Consider the following 18,143-nt stretch of genomic DNA (forward strand, 5'->3'; position numbering starts at 1 on the left):
CACCTGCTGGAGGCCGCTTGGAACCGGTCCGCGTCCCGCCGGAGATGTTCCGATTCACCAGCGGAGACCGAGCCGAGCTCTACGTCTCGGTGCTGCATGCCTTTGGTGAGGCCAACGAACGTCTCGAAACCGCGCTGGGACTCGACGACGTCCGCGGTCGCCTGCGTTCGGTCGGCTGGCTCGACGCGCTGGAGGACAGCGATCTGACCAGTGCGCTGGAGCAGCTGCGGGACTGGAACCTGGTCGACGTCATCCAGAACCACTCCGAGAACTACCGGACCGCAGCCGAGTACGAGCGGCGCAACCTCCAGTATTCCCTTACCCGCCAAGGAGAGGCAGCGCTGGCCGGGGTCGTGCACGCGATGAGTGTGCTGGCATCGAGTGGCGCGTTGCAGACTGCCGTGCTCGATGCGATCTCGGACCGGCTGGGTGATCTGCTGGAGCACGGCGAAACCGGCTCCGACCGGCAGGTGTTCGCCATCCTCACCGAGCTGGAAAGTCACCTGGACGCCCTGCGCGGCAACACAAAGCAGTTCAACGGCGAGCTCCAGCGTCTGCTGCGGGCCGATGGCGCCGACCTGGAGACCTTCCACGAGGTCAAGGCGTCGACGGTGGCTTACCTCCAGGAGTTCGTGACCAACCTTGAGCATCGAACGCACGCCATCGCCACCCGCATCGGCCGACTCGAGGACCACGGTGTCGAGCAACTGCATCAGCGTGCGCTGGCAGGCGCGGAGCTACCGCAGCTTTCCGGTACCGACCCGGCACCGGCGTGGCTGGAACACCGGCGCGCCCGTTGGGAAGGTCTTCGCGCGTGGTTTCTTCCCTGTGACAGCACGCCGCCGAGGGTCGAGCAACTTCACCGGGTGGCGCGCCGGGCGATCGTCACGTTGCTTCAGGTGCTTGACCGGATCACCGAGTCTCGCAGGCGGGCGAGCAGCGCGGTCCTCGACTTCCGTGAGCTGGCGCGATGGTTCACCGTGGTTCCCGAGCGGGATCTGCACCGGCTGTGGTCGACGGTTTTCGGGCTCAGCTCCGCCCGGCACGCACATCTCGCCCATCACGACCCGGAGCTGGTCAGTCCGTCGGTTTCCTGGTCGGAGTCGCCTCCGGTCGAGGTCTCGCCATTGCTTCGCACGGCCGGCAGGACGGAACGGTTCGCCAGGACCGGGCGGGTGCGTGACGTCAAGGCGCTGCGGGCACAGCGTGCCGAACGCGCGCGAGCCGAACGCGCGCAGCTCGAGGCGGCGTGGAACCTGCTCGACACCGGTGGTGCCGTCCGGGTTTCCGAGTTCGGAGAACTCGATCACGGGATCTTCGAACGACTCCTCGAACTGCTGGGGCGGGCGCTCTCGAGCGCGCCCGATGAGTCCGGGACGCGACGCGGCAGCACTGCCGACGGCCGGATCGAGATCCTGCTCCGGCCACCGTCGGACTCAGCCGTCGCCCACCTGACCACACCACGCGGCGTGTTCAGCGGCCCGGACTATGAGATCGAGATCAACTCTCTTGGCGCCCGAGGGCACGCATGAGCAACCTCACCAACCAGTTGGTCATCGCCGAGCGCGAGGAGGTCGCGCGCGGAATCCGGACGCTGCTGGGCAGTCCACTGATCACCGAACGCGGTTCCCCCGAGACGTTCGATCTGGTCCGTCGACGGCACGAGCCGATCGGCAAGTGGTTCGACTACTACTGCGGCTGGAAGCTCGTCGTCGAACCACGGCTGGGTCATGCACGACTGGTCAAGGTCCGGGCCGCCACCGACGCGAGCAGACCCGCCAGGCGGCTGCGATCCGGGCGTGCGCCGTTCGACCGCAGACGGTATGTGCTGTTGTGCGTCGTGGCTGCCGAGCTGCTGGCGGCTCCGGTGACCACGATCGGTCTGCTCGCCGACCGGGTCAGCCGTGCCACCGCGACCGATCAGGTGGTCGCCGCGTTCGACACCGCCGGCCGAGGTGAGCGGATGGCGTTCGTCGACGTTCTGCGGCTGCTTGAGTCCTACGGCGTGCTTGAAGTCGTCGACGGACACACAGAGTCCTTTGTGGATTCTGATGACGCCAAGGTCCTCTACCGGGTCGATCCGACGCTGCTCTTGCATCTGCTGGCGGCGCCAACCGGACCGTCGCGACTCGCGGTGCCCGCCGAAGAGGTGCCGCTGCGGTTCGATGAGCTCGTGTCCGAGCTTTCCCGCGAGCGCCGCTACGGCACGGCGGATCGGGACGGCGGCTCGTCGGATGTGCAGCGCAACCTCTGGCTCCGGCATTCGATCTTCCGCAGGCTCGTGGATGACCCAGTGCTCTACTTCGATCAACTCATCGACGACGAGCGCGCCTACCTCGGATCTCCGACCGGCAGACAGCTGTTGCGCCGTGCCGCTGAGCAGGGCGGTTTCGTACTCGAAGAACGTGCAGAAGGAATCCTGTTCGTCGACCCGGACGGGATGGCGACCGACAGCCGCTTTCCTGACGACACCGGCAATGCCAAGGTCGCCGCATTGCTGGTGCTGGACGAGATCGACGGCCCTGTGACCAGCGAGCAGCTCGAACTGGTCGTAGCGGGGATACTCAGCAGGTTTCCACGCTGGGCCAAGACCTATCGCGGTGAGGACGGTCCCAGGCAACTCGCGGAGGATGCGGTTGAGGTGCTGGTGAACTTCGGTCTCGCCGAGGTCTCCGGCGGTCTCGTGCAGTTACTGCCCGCCGCGGCGAGGTACGCGCTCGGCACCGCCCGAACAAGCGACACCGACGCAACGGAGGCGTCATGAGCGACACTTTTTCGCTCCACGCTCGTGTAAGCCGACCGGGTGCGGGTGCCCCGCAGAACACGGAGGCATCGTGAACGCGTCGAGATGGATACCGAGCCGGGCGGGCATCCTCAATGTCTGGCGCTACTACGACGAGGTGTTCGAGTTCCACGAGGGACGTCTGCTGCTGCGCGGCCAGAACGGCAGCGGCAAGTCCAAGGCACTCGAACTGCTGCTGCCGTTCCTGTTCGACGCGAGCCTGCGGGCCCACCGGCTGTCGACCTTCGGCACCAGCGAACGGACAATGCACTGGAACCTCATGGGCGACGGTGCCTCCGGCACCACCCGCGTCGGCTACGTCTGGCTGGAGTTCCGCCTGCCTGGCGGTCCGGATCGGTGGTTCACCTGCGGTGCGAGGCTCCAGGCCAGCAAGAACACCACCACTGCGCACGCCGACTACTTCACAACCGGACAGCGCATCGGCACCGATGTCACGCTGGTCAACGACTCCGGTCAACCCCTTACCAAAGCGGTATTGGAGGAACGGCTCGGTGACTCCGGTGTTCTGCACGGCAACGCGGGCGACTACCGAGCCGCGGTCCGCTCCACTCTGTTCCCGACACTCAACGAGCAGCGCTACGACGCGCTGATCACCGCGCTTCTCCAACTGCGCACGCCGAAGCTGTCGCAGCGACTCGACCCGCAACTGCTGTCCAGCCTGTTGTCCCGCGCGTTGCCTCCGCTGGGACAACAGGAGATCGCCGATCTCGCGGAAGGTTTCGAGAGGCTCGACCGGCAGCGTGAACGCCTCGCCAACCTGGACGAAGAGGTGGCTGCCACCAAGACACTCGCGTCCCGCCAGAAGTCCTACGCACAGCGGGTGCTGCGCGCCGCGGCAGGCAACCTGATCACCTCGACCACCGAACTCGACAAGCTGACGCGGACCGCCCGGGAGTCGGCCGAGGAGTACGAAGGGGTCGCCGAGGCGAAGACGGCGGCCGAGTGGCGTGCCGAAACGCTGGAACTCGACATCGAGAGCACCGAGTCGAGGATCACCGGGCTCACCGAAAGCGAAAGGTACAAGAAGGGCGAGGAGTACGACCGGCTCCGCCGGCAGACGACCGACGCGGAACTGCAAGCGACCGCGGTAGGCGAGGACGCGGCCGAGAAGCGCTCGCAAGCCGACAAGGACCGGCAGGCCGCACACGACGCCGCACGGGAGACCGACAGGCGAGCCGAGACGGCCCGAGCGCAGCAGACCGAGACCTCGCATGCCGCGACGCGCGCCGGGATGACGAGTCTGCACGACGAGATCGCCGCGTCACTCGACACGGACGTGCAGCCGCGCAGACTGCTCCGCGCCGCGGTGCGGAGCAGGCACGAACAGCTGGACGGGGTCCGTGCCGCGATCGGCACCCACGACCGGGCCGTGGAGCGCCGCACGCAGGCCGAGGACGAACTCGACCAGGCCAGGACCGTGCTTTCGCAGGCGAGGGAGCGACGGGAAGCCGCAGCCGCCCAGCACGAGGCCGCCCTCGCTCGGTTGAGTGCCCGGGTTCGCGACTGGGCATCCTGCTGCCGGGAACTTCACTTCCCCGACCCGGATGCACTGCTGGAGTTGATCGAGTCGGAGACCGGCCTGCTCACCCACGTCGACTCCGTCGCCGCCGCGGTGCTCGAGGCGATCACCCGGGACGAGACGAGCACCAGCGCCCGGCTGGACGCCGTTCGCGCGGACCGGAAACAGCTGTCGACCGAAGTCGACCGGCTCGCGGGTGAACAGGACCTGCCGCCGGATCCGCCGCTGTCGCGCACTGCCGACCGCAGCACGATGACGGGCGCACCGCTGTGGCGGCTCGTCGACTTCGCCGACACCACGAGTGAAACCGTGCACGGTCCGATCGAAGCGGCGCTACAGGCGTCGGGACTGCTCGACGCCTGGATCGGCCACAACGGAGCCGTGGCGGGCCACGACGTCTTCGCCGATCCCGCGGTATTGGCCGCTGTGCCGATGTCGCTGGCTGACGTGCTGGTTCCGGAGCAGGACGCGGAAGTGCCTGCCGATGTGGTGCGGAAGTTGCTGTCCACCGTCGCGTTCGGCGACGAGCTTCCACCCGAGCATCCAGCCGCGATCGGTGCCGACGGCAGTTGGCGACTGGGCAACGTAACCGGAACCTGGAGCAAGGAGCACCCTGCTCACATCGGTGTTCTCGCACGCCAGCGGGCCAGGCAGCGCCGGATCGGCGAACTCCGCGAACGCATCGACGAACACGGCCGGCTGATCGCGGAGCTCGAAGCCGCGCTGGCGGCACTACGCAGTCGGCGCGATGTTCTGGACGGCGAACGAAAAGCCCGGCCCGACCATCGTGAGCTTCACGCGTCTGCGACGGACCTCAACCGTGCCGGGTCCGATGTGGATGCCGCGGATTCGCAGGTTCGGCGGTGGATTGGGGTGGTGACCGAACGCGAGAAGGACGTCAAGCAAGCCCTGCTCGCTTTGACCGCCTTGGCGGCGCAGCACAACGTACCCGCCGATCGAGCTGCAGTGGCGAAACTGTCCGACGCTGTCGGCAACTTCCAAGACCAGGCCGAAAACTGGCTGGACAGCTACGCCGAACTGCTGTCGGCTCGACGTGAGGCGAGCGCGCTCGGCGAACAGGCTCGCCGCTCCGGATCGATCGCGGAACAGCGTGAGAGTGAGGCGGGCGAAGCCGACAAGCAGCATCGTCGGCTGGTGGCGAAGCTCGAAGCGATCGAGGGCACCGTAGGTGCTGACTTTCGGCAGGTTCAGTCCGAGATCGAAGACCTGCGGAGACGGCTGGGAGACCTGCGCGGCGAGCTCGCCTCCACCCACAAGGAACTGAACCGGCTCGCCGGACGTCTCGGTGAACTTGGCGCACGCCGCACCACAGACGCCGAACACCGGGACGCGGCTGTCGAGAAGCGCGACACCATGGCCCACCGGTTCCGCCACCTGGCCACTGGAGTCTTTCCCGCCGACAGCGGTATGGATGATCTTGAGCGGTTCAAGGCGACTCTTACCTCCTCCGACGGGGTCCGCGCGACGCTCGACGCCGCACGCATGGTCGCCGCGGCCTGGCCGACGCTGGTGCACGCACCGAACAACCTCGGCGACGCCGTGCACCGCTTGTCCGAGTCGGTCCACGAGTGCCGGAGCACGCTGAGTTCCAGGGCGGATCTCGACCTGGAGACCGACGAGGACGTCCAAGTCTTCACCGCCGTAGTGGACGGGGTCCGGGTCGGCGCGGCGGAGCTGCTCGCCATCCTGCGCGGCGAGGCGGAACGCAGCCGCCATGAGATCACCGAGCGGGAACGCGAGCTGTTCGACAAGACCCTCACCGGCGGCACCCGTCGTCATCTGGCCGACCGGATCCGCCAGGCCACCGAACTCGTCGACGGCATGAACGCGCGACTGGAACGTGTGCGCACGGCGTCGAACGTCGCTGTCCAGCTCGTCTGGCAGGTGGCGCCCGATCTGCCGGCAGGCACCAAGGCCGCGCGGGATCTGCTGCTCAAAGACCCGGTACGGCTGACCGAATCCGACCGCGAGTCGCTGCACCAGTTCTTCCGGGACCGCATCGAACAGGCCAAGGCCGACGGCACCGCTGCCAGTTGGGAACAGCAGCTGGCGCAAGTCTTCGACTACACCTCCTGGCACCGGTTCGTGGTCAAGGTCGACCGCGCCAACGGGGCGGGGTGGCAGCTGCTGACCAAGAAGCTGCACGGCGCGCTGTCCGGCGGTGAGAAGGCCATCGCGCTGCATCTGCCCCTGTTCGCGGCCGTCGCCGCCCACTACGAAGCCGCGCCGGAGGCACCCCGTCTCATCCTGCTCGACGAGGTGTTCGTCGGCGTGGACAGCATCAACCGCGGCCAGGTGTTCGCGCTGTTGTCCGCCCTCGACCTCGACCTCATGCTCACCTCCGACCACGAGTGGTGCACATACGCCGAACTGAGCGGCATCGCCATCCACCAGCTCATCACCGGCGATGACAGCGACGCGGTCACCACTGCCCGCTTCACCTGGAACGGCCACGACCTCGCGCCGGACGGAGACGAACCCTAATGACTCGTACGGCTCACCGGTGGCTCCGGCGGGCCAGCCCCTCCGCAGACTGGAGATCGTCGTACACATGACCCACCGTGGAGTTGCGACAAATCGATCGGGTTACCGCGATGACCGCACGTACACCGTCTTCCGCCGGCAAGGATATCTCCGTCGGAGATCTGATTGCCCGCGCCGGGGATCTCAAGGGCGAGCTCGTGGCGTTCGCCCAAAGCCCTCGCTTCGCGCGGCGATTGGACGCCGTGCTGTTCGAGGCGGCCGATCGCTACGGCGATCTCGACGAGAGCACGGCCGTCCTCGCCGTCGACTACTTCGCGTTGCAGCACCGCCTGTCCGACGGCCGCACCGTGCTCGAACGGTTCGTAGCGCAGCGGCGACCGCCGCTGCCGGATGCTGAGCGGGAGATGCTGCTCGGGTGGCACGACGTCGTCGAGGCGTGTTTCGAGGTTCGACGGTTCGACGGGACGCCGTCGTGCTGCACAACCTCGTCGACGACGTGGTCTACAGCGTCTACTCGAACATGGGAAGAAAGGCGCTCACCAAGCTCCGTGCGGGCATGTTCCTCGTCGGACGGATCGTACCGCTGCACCCCGGGACCGACGCCTGGCTGGTGACCGGGCACTTCTCCATTTTCCCCAAGTCGGCGCGGCGGCAGATCGCCCAGGCCGCCGTCGAACAGCTCACCGCCTATCCGGAACTGCTCTGCCGCAACCCGGCCATGCTCCGGAGAGCCTGGGAGATTCAGAACGAACATCGCGCGGACTTCATCGACCAGGTCGGCACCGACATGATCGTGCTGCCACCGGACGAGGCGCAGGAGACGTTGCGCGAGCACTACCGCCGCCAACGGCAGCGGGCGCTGGCCAACCTCGATGAAAGAACTGTCAAGCGAGCCGCGAAAACCGGTCCAGCACCCGAGCAACTGGCGCAACTGTCTGATGAAATGCCGGCGTCCGGCAGCGTCGCACTGATCTACGACGAGGTCGAAGGCCTCAACCACTACCGCGACTTCGGCCGCCTGGACGCGCTGTTCGCCGACCCCGCGCTGACCCGCGACCGCACCTACCTCGCCCAGCTGCGCGAGTACCTGAACGACGAGTCGGTCTCCCCGCTGGCGATCCGCCGACTCGCACAGCGCCACCCCGACGGCGCCGACCCGGTCTTCCGCGTCCTGCTGCGCAAACCCGGCTTCTCCTGGGCGCGTGACGGGGAGGACCTGCTCCGCCGCCGCAAGAAGGCCTTCTTCGACCGCGAACCGATCCCCAGTATCTCCGCCGTCGGCGAACGTCTCGCTGAACTTCTCCGCGTCACCCGATAGCGATGGCTCAGGACAACCAGCGGGTCAGGCCGTCCCAGGTGGACGGCGGAGTCACCCCGGACGGTGACCGGCCCAGGTAGGTGACATACGCGGCGTGCAGCCACGACTCGACGGTACCTGGCCGGAACTCCAGATCGGCAAAGGAAACCAGGCCCTTCGCGTGCTTCCCCTTGCAGCGAGCGCGAAGCTCAAGCGTGGCGTCGTCCTCGACGAGTCCGGTCACGACGACCGGGTTACCCAGCAACGTGGCGGGAACCGGGAAGTCGATCTCCTCGTCCAGCACGGTCTGGAACGCGGTCATCTGTTCGGCTTCGCCGTAGGCGTCGGTGAGAATGACCTCGATGTCGTCACGCAGTCGCGCTTGGGCCTCCTGCCCACCACCGCCCAGCCGGGCGAGGTGGGTGTTGATACCGACCTTGTCGAAGGCGATCCACGCAGCCTCGTCGTCGCCGCAGTCCTCAACCGGTGCGTCGCCACGGCCGTCCACGCAGATCGGGTCAGTGGCGGCTGGTGCCGGCTCGACGACTTTCTCCAGGGTGATCTCGTGCCGCCAGTCGTCCCCGAAGTCGTAGGTGTAGGTGATGGGTTTGCGGGTGCGGGCGAACGCGGTGGCAAGGGTGATCTCGTGTTCGTCGTACTCGAAGTCGAAGTACGGGTCGCCGTACCGGCGCCGTCCGACAGTGAACCCGTGGAGGTGGTCGTCGTCCCAGGCGAAGGCGACCTGGATGACCTCGTGCAACTCGCCCAACGTGGCGGATGCCGACATGAGCACGCGGCGCCAGCACGCCGGCCGCACATGCTGCAGAGCGATCTTGAGCTGGTACGTCCCGTCTTCTTCCGCGTCGTCGGACGAGCCGAGCAACGCCACTCCTCGGGTGCCGATCACCGACAGGGCCCAGCGGCCAAGAGGAGTGATCCGCCGCCCCGGCGTGCCGGTGACGGTGCCGAAGGCCGCCAGCAGCTCCAACGTCACCTCCGCCGGATCGCGTACGCCGAACCCGCGAGCGAATGTCCTGTACAACTCGTACCCCGCATCGAGGATGGCGTGACTGATCGCAGTCGCCAGCTCGGCGCGGGTCGGCGCCGGGTCGCTCGCCAACACGGTCAGGGCGAGCCTGCCGATCTCCAGCCCCTCCGACCCCTCATCGTCGTCGAACAGGCCGGTCAGGGCTGCCGCGAAACCCCGGGTCCAGAGGTCGAGTACCTCGTCGGCGTTGGCGGACCGCCAGCCCGTCAGGGCCGACGCCGGCACGGCGCGACCGCCATCGATGGACAGCAGCCCCGCGCCGAGTGCCGCCGTCCACGGCCAGTGCAGCGCGGGCACATCCGCCGCGCTGCGCACCCGCTCCGGCAACTCGATGCCCAGCGCACGGCCCGCCGCCGGCACGTCCGCCCGGCGCAGCACACCTTTGGCCGTCACTGCCCGGCCCGTGTCGACCCAACTCGCCAGGACAACCGCGTCCCGCAATGCCGGACACTCACGCGCCGACCCAGCAAGATCATCAACAAGATCGTCGCTGCCCATCGGGCAAAGGGTAGTACCACCCCACGGCCATCGACCAAGCGACCAGACGCGCTGCACCCCACGCCACTTCGGAATCGTGTGGCCTAGCTGGCGACTGCCGCTGCGCGGATTCGGCCAGTGCTTCACGGGTATCGCAGTCATCAAGCACCATCGCCCCTGCTGCTGCTGCTGCGACGACGCACTACCCCCAGCGTGGCGGAAACCAGCAGCTCACGGTGCTCGCGGGATCGTATAGACGTCGTACGAATCGCACCGGGGGCACTTACGGCCTTTCGCCTCTCTTGACCACCTCCGCTCAGCGGCCGCGCCGCGGTTTCTGCTTGCGCCACAACGATTTCCGGGTTCATGCTGCGGTGAGTCCGAGCGCGAGCGACGCGGTGGCCAGCAGCAGGAACGCCGCGGGGTAGGGCACGTCGGAGCGGCAGCGGGCGCGTGCGACGGTGGCGACGGCGCCGATGAAGTACAGGAAGAGCCCGGCCGCGGCGGCGATTCCGATCCACGGCACGGCGATGCCGGCCAGGAGGCCCAGGGCGCCCGCCGTCTTCACCGCGCCGAGCGGGTAGATCCACGAGTGCGGCAGGCCGTACTTCGACATGTTGCCGAGAACCCACTTGGAGCGGGCGAAATCGACGGCCGCGGCCGCGAGGTTGCACAGAGCGGTAATGATCGTCACGGTGACGTAGGCGGTGAACACGCGCTGCTCCTTTCCCGTGCGGACGGAAGATGTCGGCCGATCGACGGTTCAACCGTGACGCGCTGTCGGCTCGGCGTCCAATACCTGTGTCTATAACCTGTAGGCATGGACGTGGACACCCGGCTGGTGCGCTACTTCGCCGCGGTCGCCGAGGAAGGCAGCCTCACGCGCGCCGCGCAGCGCCTCTACGTCTCGCAGCCGGCGCTCACCAAGCAGATCAAGCAGTTGGAGGCCCTGCTCGGGGTGCGCCTGTTCACGCGGTCACGCGCCGGGATGGCGCTGACCGAGGCGGGACAGGTTCTCGCGGAACGCGCGCCGGCGCTGCTCGCCACCTGCGACGACGCGTTGCGGGACACCAAGAGCGCCGCGCGTCGGGCGGCGAGGGTGCTGCGGATCGGGTTCCTCGCCAGCGCCGCCAACGAGCCGACGCAGGACATCATCGCCAGGTTCGGCGTCGTGCGGCCGGGATGGCGCGTGGACATGCGGCAGGCGACGTGGTCGGAGCCGACCGCGGGCCTGTCCGAAGGTGACGTCGACGCCGCCCTGCTGCGGCTGCCGTTCCCGGGGCAGGAAGCACTGCGCGTCGAGGTCCTGCTCACCGAGCCCCGTTGCGTCGCGCTGCCCGCCAGCCACCCGCTGGCTGAATGCGACGCGATCCCGTTCAGCGAGTTGTGGGACGAGCCGTTCGTCGCCGCGCCGCCCGAGACCGGCGCGTTCCGCGACTACTGGCTGGCCGCCGACGAGCGCGACGGTCGCCCTCCGCGCATAGGCGCGACCACCGACCAGCCCGACGACTGGCTCCAGGCCATCGCCAACGGCTACGGCGTCGCCCTCGCCCCCGAGTCCGCGGCGCGCTTCTACTCACGTCCCGGCGTCGTCTACCGGCCGGTCATCGGCGTGAGCCCCAGCCGGGTCGGAATCGTGTGGCCACCCGCAGCCGACGCGAACCCGGTGGTCCAGGACTTCGTCGACTGCTGCCTGGAGGTCATGGGGAAGACCCGCGAGCGGTGAGCACCGGCGATCGAACACGAGGTGCTCGACGCAGCCGTTGTTAACATTCATTTCCGCATCTGGATTCGGACCTGGAGGCCGGAGTGGCCCGCAAGCGGCTGACGCGCGAGGAGAGCAGGCAGGAGACCCGGGCTCGGCTGCTCGAGTCGGCGGCGGAGCTGTTCGCCGAGCGCGGGGTCAACGGAGCGTCGGTCGAGCAGATCGCAGAGGGCGCCGGCTACAGCCGGGGCGCCTTCTACGGCAACTTCGCCGACAAGCACGAACTGGTGGTCGAGCTGCTCAAGCACCGGACGCTGCGTGAGCTGGACGAGGTCACCGCCATCGCGCGGAAGCCGGAACCGTTCGCGGCGTTGCGCGAGTGGCACAAGGAGCGCGCCGAACACCTGGTGGGCTGGCTGTCGCTGCGGGCGGAACTGCTGCTCTACGCGCTGCGCAACCCCTCCTTCCGGCCGCAGATGGCGGAGCGCGAACGCATCGCCCGGGACGCGCACGCGGGCAGCATCGAAGCCACCTTCTCCTCACTCGGCGTCGAACCGCCCGCCGACCCGGCCTTCCTGGCGCTGATCGTGCACGCGCTGGAGGACGGGCTGCTCGTCCAGCGGCTGCTGTCCCCGGACGAGGTCTCCGACGGGGTGGTCGTCGACGCGGTCGAGCTGCTGATGCGCTCCTGGTCGGCGGCCGGGGCGGCGAAGGGCGACTCCTGATATTCGATAGCGCATTCAGATACAGATCTGTATTTTAGCTGTCATGTCAGCCGGACTCGCGCACGTCAGCGCGACGCGATACATCACGCCCCTGCGCGAAGGCGGATCCCTGCCCGGCCTGATGGAGGCCGACGACCTCGGCACCTACGTCGTGAAGTTCACCGGGGCGGGACAGGGGCGCAAGGTCCTGGTCGCGGAGGTGATCTGCGCCGAGCTGGCGCGCGGGCTCGGGCTGCCGGTTCCGAGGCTGGTCGCGGTCGAGCTGGAAGTCGCGCCGGCCGCGACCGAGCCCGATCCGGAGGTGCAGGAGCTGCTGCGGGCCAGCGCCGGGCTCAACCTCGGTGTCGACTTCCTGCCCGGCGCGCTCGACTTCGACCCGGGCGCGTTCGCGATGGACCCGGCGCTGGCCGGCCGGGTGCTCTGGTTCGACGCGCTGCACGCGGGCGTGGAGGCCCAGGTCAGGCCGGGCCACAGGCGTGGGGACCACGCCGAGCGGGCCACGAAGAGATCACTTCGGCGGCCCTCGCGGCGGCCCGCGCCGTAGGTCGTACAAGGGGCATGGCACCCTGGTAGAGCTGACCCTGCGGGTACGGCTGTGCAGGTGCGCCCCGGGATGACGTGGACCGGGCGATGACCAGGAGTGGTTGAGTGTTCGACTTTATCCTCTATCCGGTGTCGGCCATCTTGTGGTTCTGGCACAAGATCTTCGGCTTCGTGCTCGGCCCGGACAACGGCTTCGCCTGGGCGCTCTCGGTGTTCTTCCTGGTCTTCTCGCTGCGGGTGGTGCTGCTCAAGCCCGCCATCAGCCAGATGCGCTCCGGTCGCAAGATGCAGAAGTTCGCCCCGCAGATCCAGAAGCTGCGGGAGAAGCACAAGAACGACCGCCAGCGCATGGCGCAGGAGATGCAGAAGCTGCAGTCCGAGCACGGGGTGAACCCGCTCGGCGGCTGCCTGCCCGCCCTCCTGCAGATCCCGGTGTTCCTGAGCCTGTTCACCGTGCTGCGCGACTTCAAGCCCGGCGCGCCCAGCAACTACATCTTCGACGCCGACGGCGTCCGCTCGTTCGTCGAGGCCGACATCTTCGGGGCCAAGCTGTCGAACTGGATCGTCCAGTCCGACCAGGAGCTCGCGCTGTTCGGCACCACGCGGGCCGACATGATCATGGTCGGCGTCCCGCTGATGATCATCGCCTCGGTCGCCACGTTCTTCTCGATGCGCATCTCGATGAAGCGGCAGACCGAGGCCGCCATGGCCAACCCCCAGACGGCCATGATGGGCAAGCTGATGATGTACATCGCGCCCGTCGGCGCGATCGTGTCGGGCCCGTTCCTGCCGATCGCGGTGCTGCTGTACTGGATGGCGAACAACTTCTGGACCCTGGGGCAGGCGCACTTCCTGACCAACAAGATCGACCGCGAGGAGCAGAAGGCCAAGGAGGCCGAGATCGCGGCGAAGAAGGAGGCGCCGCGGCCCAAGCCCGGCCAGAAGCCCGCCGCGAAGCAGTCGCAGGTGGAGGTCCAGCCGCCGGACTCGAACGGGACCGAGACGGTGACCGCGGAGAAGACCGGCGCTGGGCAGAACAAGTCCGCCAACGGACAGCGCGCGGGCGGTCGGCCGGGCGGCAAGAAGACGCAGTCGAAGAACCGGCCGGGCAAGCAGGCCGCCTCGGCGAAGAAGGGGCAGCGGAAACGACGCTAGGTGACTCGAGCCGACTCGGGTGGGCCCGCGATCCGAACGGATCGCGGGCCTTTTCGCGTGCGGGTGGGCGGGCGCCTGGGCGGGCATGGTGCGGTACCGGCAGCGGGAGTCTTGTCGCAGCACCTCGCCCGGGCGGAGGGTGAACGCGGACGTGCCTGACGGCGAGCCCAAGCACGTGAGGCGCCCGTCGGCATGTGGGCCGACCAGGATGGTTCGCCGACCAGGGCCCCGTCGACCAGCGGGCCATGCCCGCTCGCCGACCAGCGGGCCCACAGCAACCCGCCCGCCGACATGGCGAAGGGGCCCGGCATGCGCCGGGCCCCTCCTGCCGGTCCTCGTCAGGCCACCGGGGTGGCGACGACTATGCGGTTCTCGTCGTAGCCGGTGTCGCCGCCGACGTAGCGGCCGCCGCAGGTGACCAGCACCAGACGGTGCGCCCCACCCTGGCCGAACAGCTCGGCCGCGCGCTGGGGCAGGCTCTCCTTGTCCACCGTGACGATCTCCGACACGCGGTAGCGCCAGCTCTTGCCGTCGTCGTCGACGACGGTGACCTCCTGGCCGGCCGAGCTGTCCCACAGCTCGGCGAACGGGCCGGTCGCTCCCTTCCAGTTCACGTGACCGGCGAGGACCGTCGCGCCCTTCGGCGAGTCGAGCCCGGCGCCCCACCAGGTCGCTTCGGTGACTCCGTCGGGCACCGGCAGGGTGCCGGAGCGGTCGAGCTCCTTGCGCACCAGTTCCGCCGTGCCTCCTCGCGGCAGGCGGATGGTGCCCGGCGGTTGCCCGGCGGGCACGTGCACCGGCTGCGGCGGGAGGGCTTCCTCCGCGACGGCCGGCGGGGCGTGCCGTTCAGCGGCGGGAGCAGGCCCGGCGGCCAGCGGCCGCGGCTGCGTGCCTCCGGGGAGCAGGGCAGCGGTCACCACGCCGACGACCGCCACCACCGCGACCACGCCCACCGCGAGCAGCGTGATCAGACGACGTCTGTTGGACCGCACGGTCACCCCCGCCCGTTCGCCGAACCCGCCCGGCGGCGCAGCGCGAACCCGCCGAAGGCGGTCGCGACCAGCGCCAGCGCACCGGCCGCGAGCAGGCTCATCTCGCCGAACTCGACGGTCTCACCGGGGGGCGCGCCCGGGTCGCCGGCCGGGATGCGGATGGGCACGGTGGGGGTGTTCGCCTGGTTCGACAGGCTCAGCTCCAGCGTCCGGCCAGGCTGGAGGGTGCCCGCGACCGACGGCGGGTTGGTCGCGTCGAACGCCTCCTCGTAGCCCGTGGCTGGTGCGACCTCGGTGATCACGACGTCCTGCGGCGTCTTGAGGTCCGGCACGGAGACCGTGCCGTCGGTGCCCGTGGTGACCACGGCGGGCTGCCCGTCCGGCCCGAGCAGCTCGGTACCGTCCTGGCGCAGCGCGGGCTTGCCGTCGGCGGCAGTGATGCGCAGCGCGACACCGGCGATGCCGGCCTGGCTCTCGGCGTCGACCTTGCCGATCCGCACGGCGCCCGGCGTGGTGACCGCCGTCGTGGCGTCCTCGATCGTGAGCTGCTTCTCGCCGCCGGTGGAGACCACGCGCTGGGTGGTGTCGGGCTGGTTGACCGCCTCCTGCACGTACGGCCGGTCGGCCGGGGCGGAGAGCGCGCCGGTGATCTTGGGGTTCGGGCCGGTCGGGGTCACCTTCAGCGCCAGCGGTCCGCCGTCGGCGGGCGTGGTGACGGTGCCGTCCTCCGCTAGGCCCTCGACCTCGGCGTCGGTCGCGGTGAGCTTGACCGGGACATCGCCGACGCCCTTGCCGTCGGCGCGCTGCACGGTCAGCGTCCACTCGGCGGCCTGGCCGATGGTCTGGGGCTGCTCGGGGGCGGTGAGCCCGGCCTCCCACGGGCCTCGGTTGGCGACCGCCTCGTCATGCAGCTTGGTGACCGCGTCCTTGACCTGCTGCGGGAGCTTGGCGAGGTGTCCCTCCATGTCGTAGCCGATGCGCCGGAAGTCGTGGTCCGGATCCAGGTCGCCGGCATTTCGCGGCGCGGAAGTCCAGGAGTGCAGCAGGTGCGCCAGCGCAGCCGCCTTGTCGGCGTCCTGCGTGGTGCCGTAGCGGAGGAGGAGGTAGGAGATGTTGGCCGCGACGTCCTCGGCGATCGGCTCGCCCCACTTGGTCTTCAGCTCGTCGCCAGGCTTGTATTCCTCACCGCTGTCGGGCGCGGTCAGCGCGAACTGCACGCACCAGACCTGACGGCCGTTGACGACGTAGGAGCCGAGCCAGTCGCGCTCCGGCTGCGGGTTTCCCACGTAGGGCTGACCGGGTCTGGTCTCGTGGCCGAGTCCTTCCTGCGGATCGGCCAGAGCTGCCCCTGGCGTCGCCAGGAGCGTTCCCCCAGCGAGCACGGCGGTCCCCAGCACCGCCGTGACCAACTTCCTGAACGTGCGCATGCGAGCTCCAGTCTCGGTCGCGGAGGTCAAGGGGCGTCGCGGTGCTCGCTGCGTACTTCGCGTCCCCGAAGCGCTTACCCCTGGCAGTGAGCACATGACACCCGCCGTGATACTTCCGGTTACGGAACGTGTCTACAAGAGTCCATTCGGTTGATCGAATGGAGCTACGGAGAGCAGCGGATCGAACCGCGGACCGACGTCTGTTGTCGCCCGTTCAGCCGCAGGTGAGCGCTGGTTCCGACAGGCTCCGGTCACGTGCCGCAACGGGCGTCAGGGGTTGGCGACGCAACGTGATCGTTACGCGCGCCCAAACCGATACGGGGTAGTTTTGCAACGCGGTGGGGCGCGCGTGCCGATCGAGAGTAAAGTCTGCTTTACCCGACTTGGGAACTGATCGGTGGGTCCGATCGTTGGTACCGGTGACGGCGCAAACACGCCCAGGAGGATGAGTTGCGCACAACGAGCAACCCCGCGTTCAAGAACCTGCCGACGACCGGCGGGTACGCGAACTTCAACCACGGCCAGGGACAGGGCGGCTACGGCACCCCCTTCGGCCAGGCGCCGGCTGCGCCGCCGCAGACCGCGCGTCCGATGACCATCGACGACGTGGTCACCAAGACCGCCATCACCCTCGCGCTCGCGGTGGTCACCGGCGCGGCAACCTACCTGATGGGTCCCGCCGCGCTTGGGCTCGCGCTGCCCGCGGCGATCATCGGGCTGGTGCTGGCGATGGTCGTCATCTTCAAGAAGAAGGTCAGCCCGGCGCTGGTCATCGCATACTCGGCGGTCGAGGGCGTGTTCCTCGGCGGCATCAGCTACCTGTTCGCGATGCTGGTCGACAACCCCGGCATCGTCATGCAGGCCATCGCGGGCACCATGGGTGTCTTCGCGGCGATGCTGGTGGTCTACAAGACCGGTGCGATCCGCGTCACGCCGAAGCTGACCAAGTGGATCATCGGCGCGGTCGCCGGTGTCGCGGTGCTCATGCTGGTCAACCTGATCGCGAGCTTCTTCGTGTCCGGTGGCCTGGGGCTGCGTAGCGGCGGTGCCCTGGCGATCGCCTTCAGCCTGCTGTGCATCGGCATCGCGGCGTTCAGCTTCCTGCTGGACTTCGACGCCGCCGACCAGGCCATCAAGGGCGGCGTGGACGCCAAGTTCGCGTGGTACATCGCCTTCGGCCTGATGACCACCCTGGTGTGGCTGTACCTGGAGATCCTGCGGCTGCTGTCGTACTTCCAGAACGACTAGCGGCCGGGCTGACCGTCAGCGGTCGGCGTGGTCGCAGGACTACTGCGGTCGGCTGGGCTGGCGGTAGCAACAGGCGGTTCGAGGCGCCGTCCTCCGCAAGGAGGGCGGCGCCTCGTTTTGCGTTGGGGCGCCTGCGGGCTTTGCTTTGCGGACGGGGCTTTTTGGTGGCGGACGGGGCTCTTGGCGGGCCGGGCTTCTGTGGGGCGACGCCGCGAACGACACGCCTGCGCGTGTCGGACCTGCCGACGAGCGCGAGTGCCGCGCGCCCCGGACACGCCTCCGGCGTGTCCGGCCTCGTGAGGAGCGCGAGTGCGGCGCGTTCCGGACACGCGCCGCGCGGAAGACCGTCGGCGAGCACCGAGGGCTGCGCACCCTCGACGCGCCCCGGTGTGTCGGACCTGGTGAGGAGCGGGAGTGCCGTGCGTCGCGGACGCGCCCCGGTGTGTCGGACCTGGTGAGGAGCGGGAGTGCCGTGCGTCGCGGACGCGCCCCGGTGTGTCGGACCTGGTGAGGAGCGCGAGTGCGGCGCGTCCCGGACACACCTCCGGTGTCGGACCAGGCCCCGAAGGCGCTCGCCTTCCCGAAGGCGCCCGAGTCCCGAGACTCCCGCCGCCCGGTGCCCGACACGTGCCCGCGTGTCAGACCTATCGGCCAGGGTCTACTGCTGCATTCTCGGGTGCGCGCCCGTATGTCAGGCCT

General features: G+C 68.9%; 13 protein-coding genes. 9 read left to right on the forward strand and 4 right to left on the reverse strand.

Annotated elements, in window-relative coordinates:
- Positions 1–17 precede the first annotated feature (17 nt).
- The 4 genes from HUO13_RS04445 to HUO13_RS37285 all read left to right on the forward strand — a co-directional run bounded on the left by HUO13_RS04445 (position 18) and on the right by HUO13_RS37285 (position 8,145).
- A complete protein-coding gene (locus HUO13_RS04445; RefSeq protein ID WP_009944168.1) occupies positions 18–1,532 on the forward strand; it encodes a TIGR02677 family protein in 1,515 nt (504 codons plus the stop codon).
- The gene (locus HUO13_RS04450; protein WP_211900219.1) at positions 1,529–2,764 is read left to right on the forward strand and encodes a TIGR02678 family protein; all 1,236 of its coding nucleotides are present in this window, start codon (positions 1,529–1,531) and stop codon (positions 2,762–2,764) included. The genes HUO13_RS04445 and HUO13_RS04450 overlap by 4 nt, the downstream gene beginning before the upstream one ends.
- A 70-nt stretch (positions 2,765–2,834) precedes the next feature.
- Entirely contained in the window at positions 2,835–6,827 is a 3,993-nt protein-coding gene (locus HUO13_RS04455) for a TIGR02680 family protein (protein WP_211900220.1), read from the forward strand.
- Between the two features lie 472 nt (positions 6,828–7,299).
- Positions 7,300–8,145 (forward strand): hypothetical protein, encoded by an 846-nt coding sequence (locus HUO13_RS37285; protein ID WP_249124445.1) that lies wholly within the window; start codon positions 7,300–7,302, stop codon positions 8,143–8,145.
- 7 nt (positions 8,146–8,152) lie between these two features.
- Here the strand turns inward: HUO13_RS37285 and HUO13_RS04470 are convergent, their stop codons facing one another.
- The gene (locus tag HUO13_RS04470; protein ID WP_249124446.1) at positions 8,153–9,670 is read right to left on the reverse strand and encodes a plasmid pRiA4b ORF-3 family protein; all 1,518 of its coding nucleotides are present in this window, start codon (positions 9,668–9,670) and stop codon (positions 8,153–8,155) included.
- 343 nt (positions 9,671–10,013) lie between these two features.
- Positions 10,014–10,364, reverse strand: a complete 351-nt coding sequence (locus HUO13_RS04475; protein WP_211900221.1) for a DoxX family protein — start codon at positions 10,362–10,364, stop codon at positions 10,014–10,016.
- 105 nt (positions 10,365–10,469) lie between these two features.
- On the opposite strand from HUO13_RS04475, the gene HUO13_RS04480 reads away from it, so the two are divergent.
- The 4 genes from HUO13_RS04480 (at position 10,470) to yidC (ending at position 13,777) form a co-directional block, all read left to right on the forward strand.
- A complete protein-coding gene (locus HUO13_RS04480; protein ID WP_211900222.1) occupies positions 10,470–11,375 on the forward strand; it encodes a LysR family transcriptional regulator in 906 nt (301 codons plus the stop codon).
- Between the two features lie 83 nt (positions 11,376–11,458).
- The gene (locus HUO13_RS04485; protein ID WP_211900223.1) at positions 11,459–12,079 is read left to right on the forward strand and encodes a TetR/AcrR family transcriptional regulator; all 621 of its coding nucleotides are present in this window, start codon (positions 11,459–11,461) and stop codon (positions 12,077–12,079) included.
- 43 nt (positions 12,080–12,122) lie between these two features.
- Positions 12,123–12,623, forward strand: coding sequence for a HipA family kinase (locus HUO13_RS04490; RefSeq protein ID WP_249124447.1), 501 nt, complete (start codon positions 12,123–12,125; stop codon positions 12,621–12,623).
- A 128-nt stretch (positions 12,624–12,751) separates the two neighbouring features.
- Positions 12,752–13,777, forward strand: a complete 1,026-nt coding sequence (gene yidC, locus HUO13_RS04495; RefSeq protein ID WP_249124448.1) for a membrane protein insertase YidC — start codon at positions 12,752–12,754, stop codon at positions 13,775–13,777.
- Positions 13,778–14,115: 338 nt separating this feature from the next.
- On the opposite strand, the gene HUO13_RS04500 is transcribed toward yidC, so the two are convergent.
- On the reverse strand, positions 14,116–14,769 hold the full coding sequence (locus HUO13_RS04500) for a class F sortase (protein ID WP_211900225.1): 654 nt from the start codon (positions 14,767–14,769) through the stop codon (positions 14,116–14,118).
- A 2-nt stretch (positions 14,770–14,771) separates the two neighbouring features.
- Positions 14,772–16,196 (reverse strand): SpaA isopeptide-forming pilin-related protein, encoded by a 1,425-nt coding sequence (locus tag HUO13_RS04505; RefSeq protein WP_211900226.1) that lies wholly within the window; start codon positions 16,194–16,196, stop codon positions 14,772–14,774.
- 450 nt (positions 16,197–16,646) lie between these two features.
- Here HUO13_RS04505 and HUO13_RS04510 point away from each other — a divergent pair, with 450 nt between their 5' ends.
- Complete coding sequence (locus HUO13_RS04510; protein ID WP_211900227.1) at positions 16,647–17,444, forward strand: Bax inhibitor-1/YccA family protein; 798 nt, start codon at positions 16,647–16,649, stop codon at positions 17,442–17,444.
- Positions 17,445–18,143 lie beyond the last annotated feature (699 nt).

This window comes from Saccharopolyspora erythraea, from assembly GCF_018141105.1.
GTDB classification, from domain to species: Bacteria; Actinomycetota; Actinomycetes; order Mycobacteriales; family Pseudonocardiaceae; genus Saccharopolyspora_D; species Saccharopolyspora_D erythraea_A.

Coding starts and splice junctions, on each gene's coding strand:
- HUO13_RS04450 (WP_211900219.1), top strand. CDS start 1,529: ATGAGCAACCTCACCAACCAGTTGGTCATCGCCGAGCGCGAGGAGGTC.
- HUO13_RS04470 (WP_249124446.1), bottom strand. CDS start 9,670: ATGGGCAGCGACGATCTTGTTGATGATCTTGCTGGGTCGGCGCGTGAG.
- HUO13_RS04490 (WP_249124447.1), top strand. CDS start 12,123: ATGTCAGCCGGACTCGCGCACGTCAGCGCGACGCGATACATCACGCCC.
- HUO13_RS04505 (WP_211900226.1), bottom strand. CDS start 16,196: ATGCGCACGTTCAGGAAGTTGGTCACGGCGGTGCTGGGGACCGCCGTG.
- HUO13_RS04480 (WP_211900222.1), top strand. CDS start 10,470: ATGGACGTGGACACCCGGCTGGTGCGCTACTTCGCCGCGGTCGCCGAG.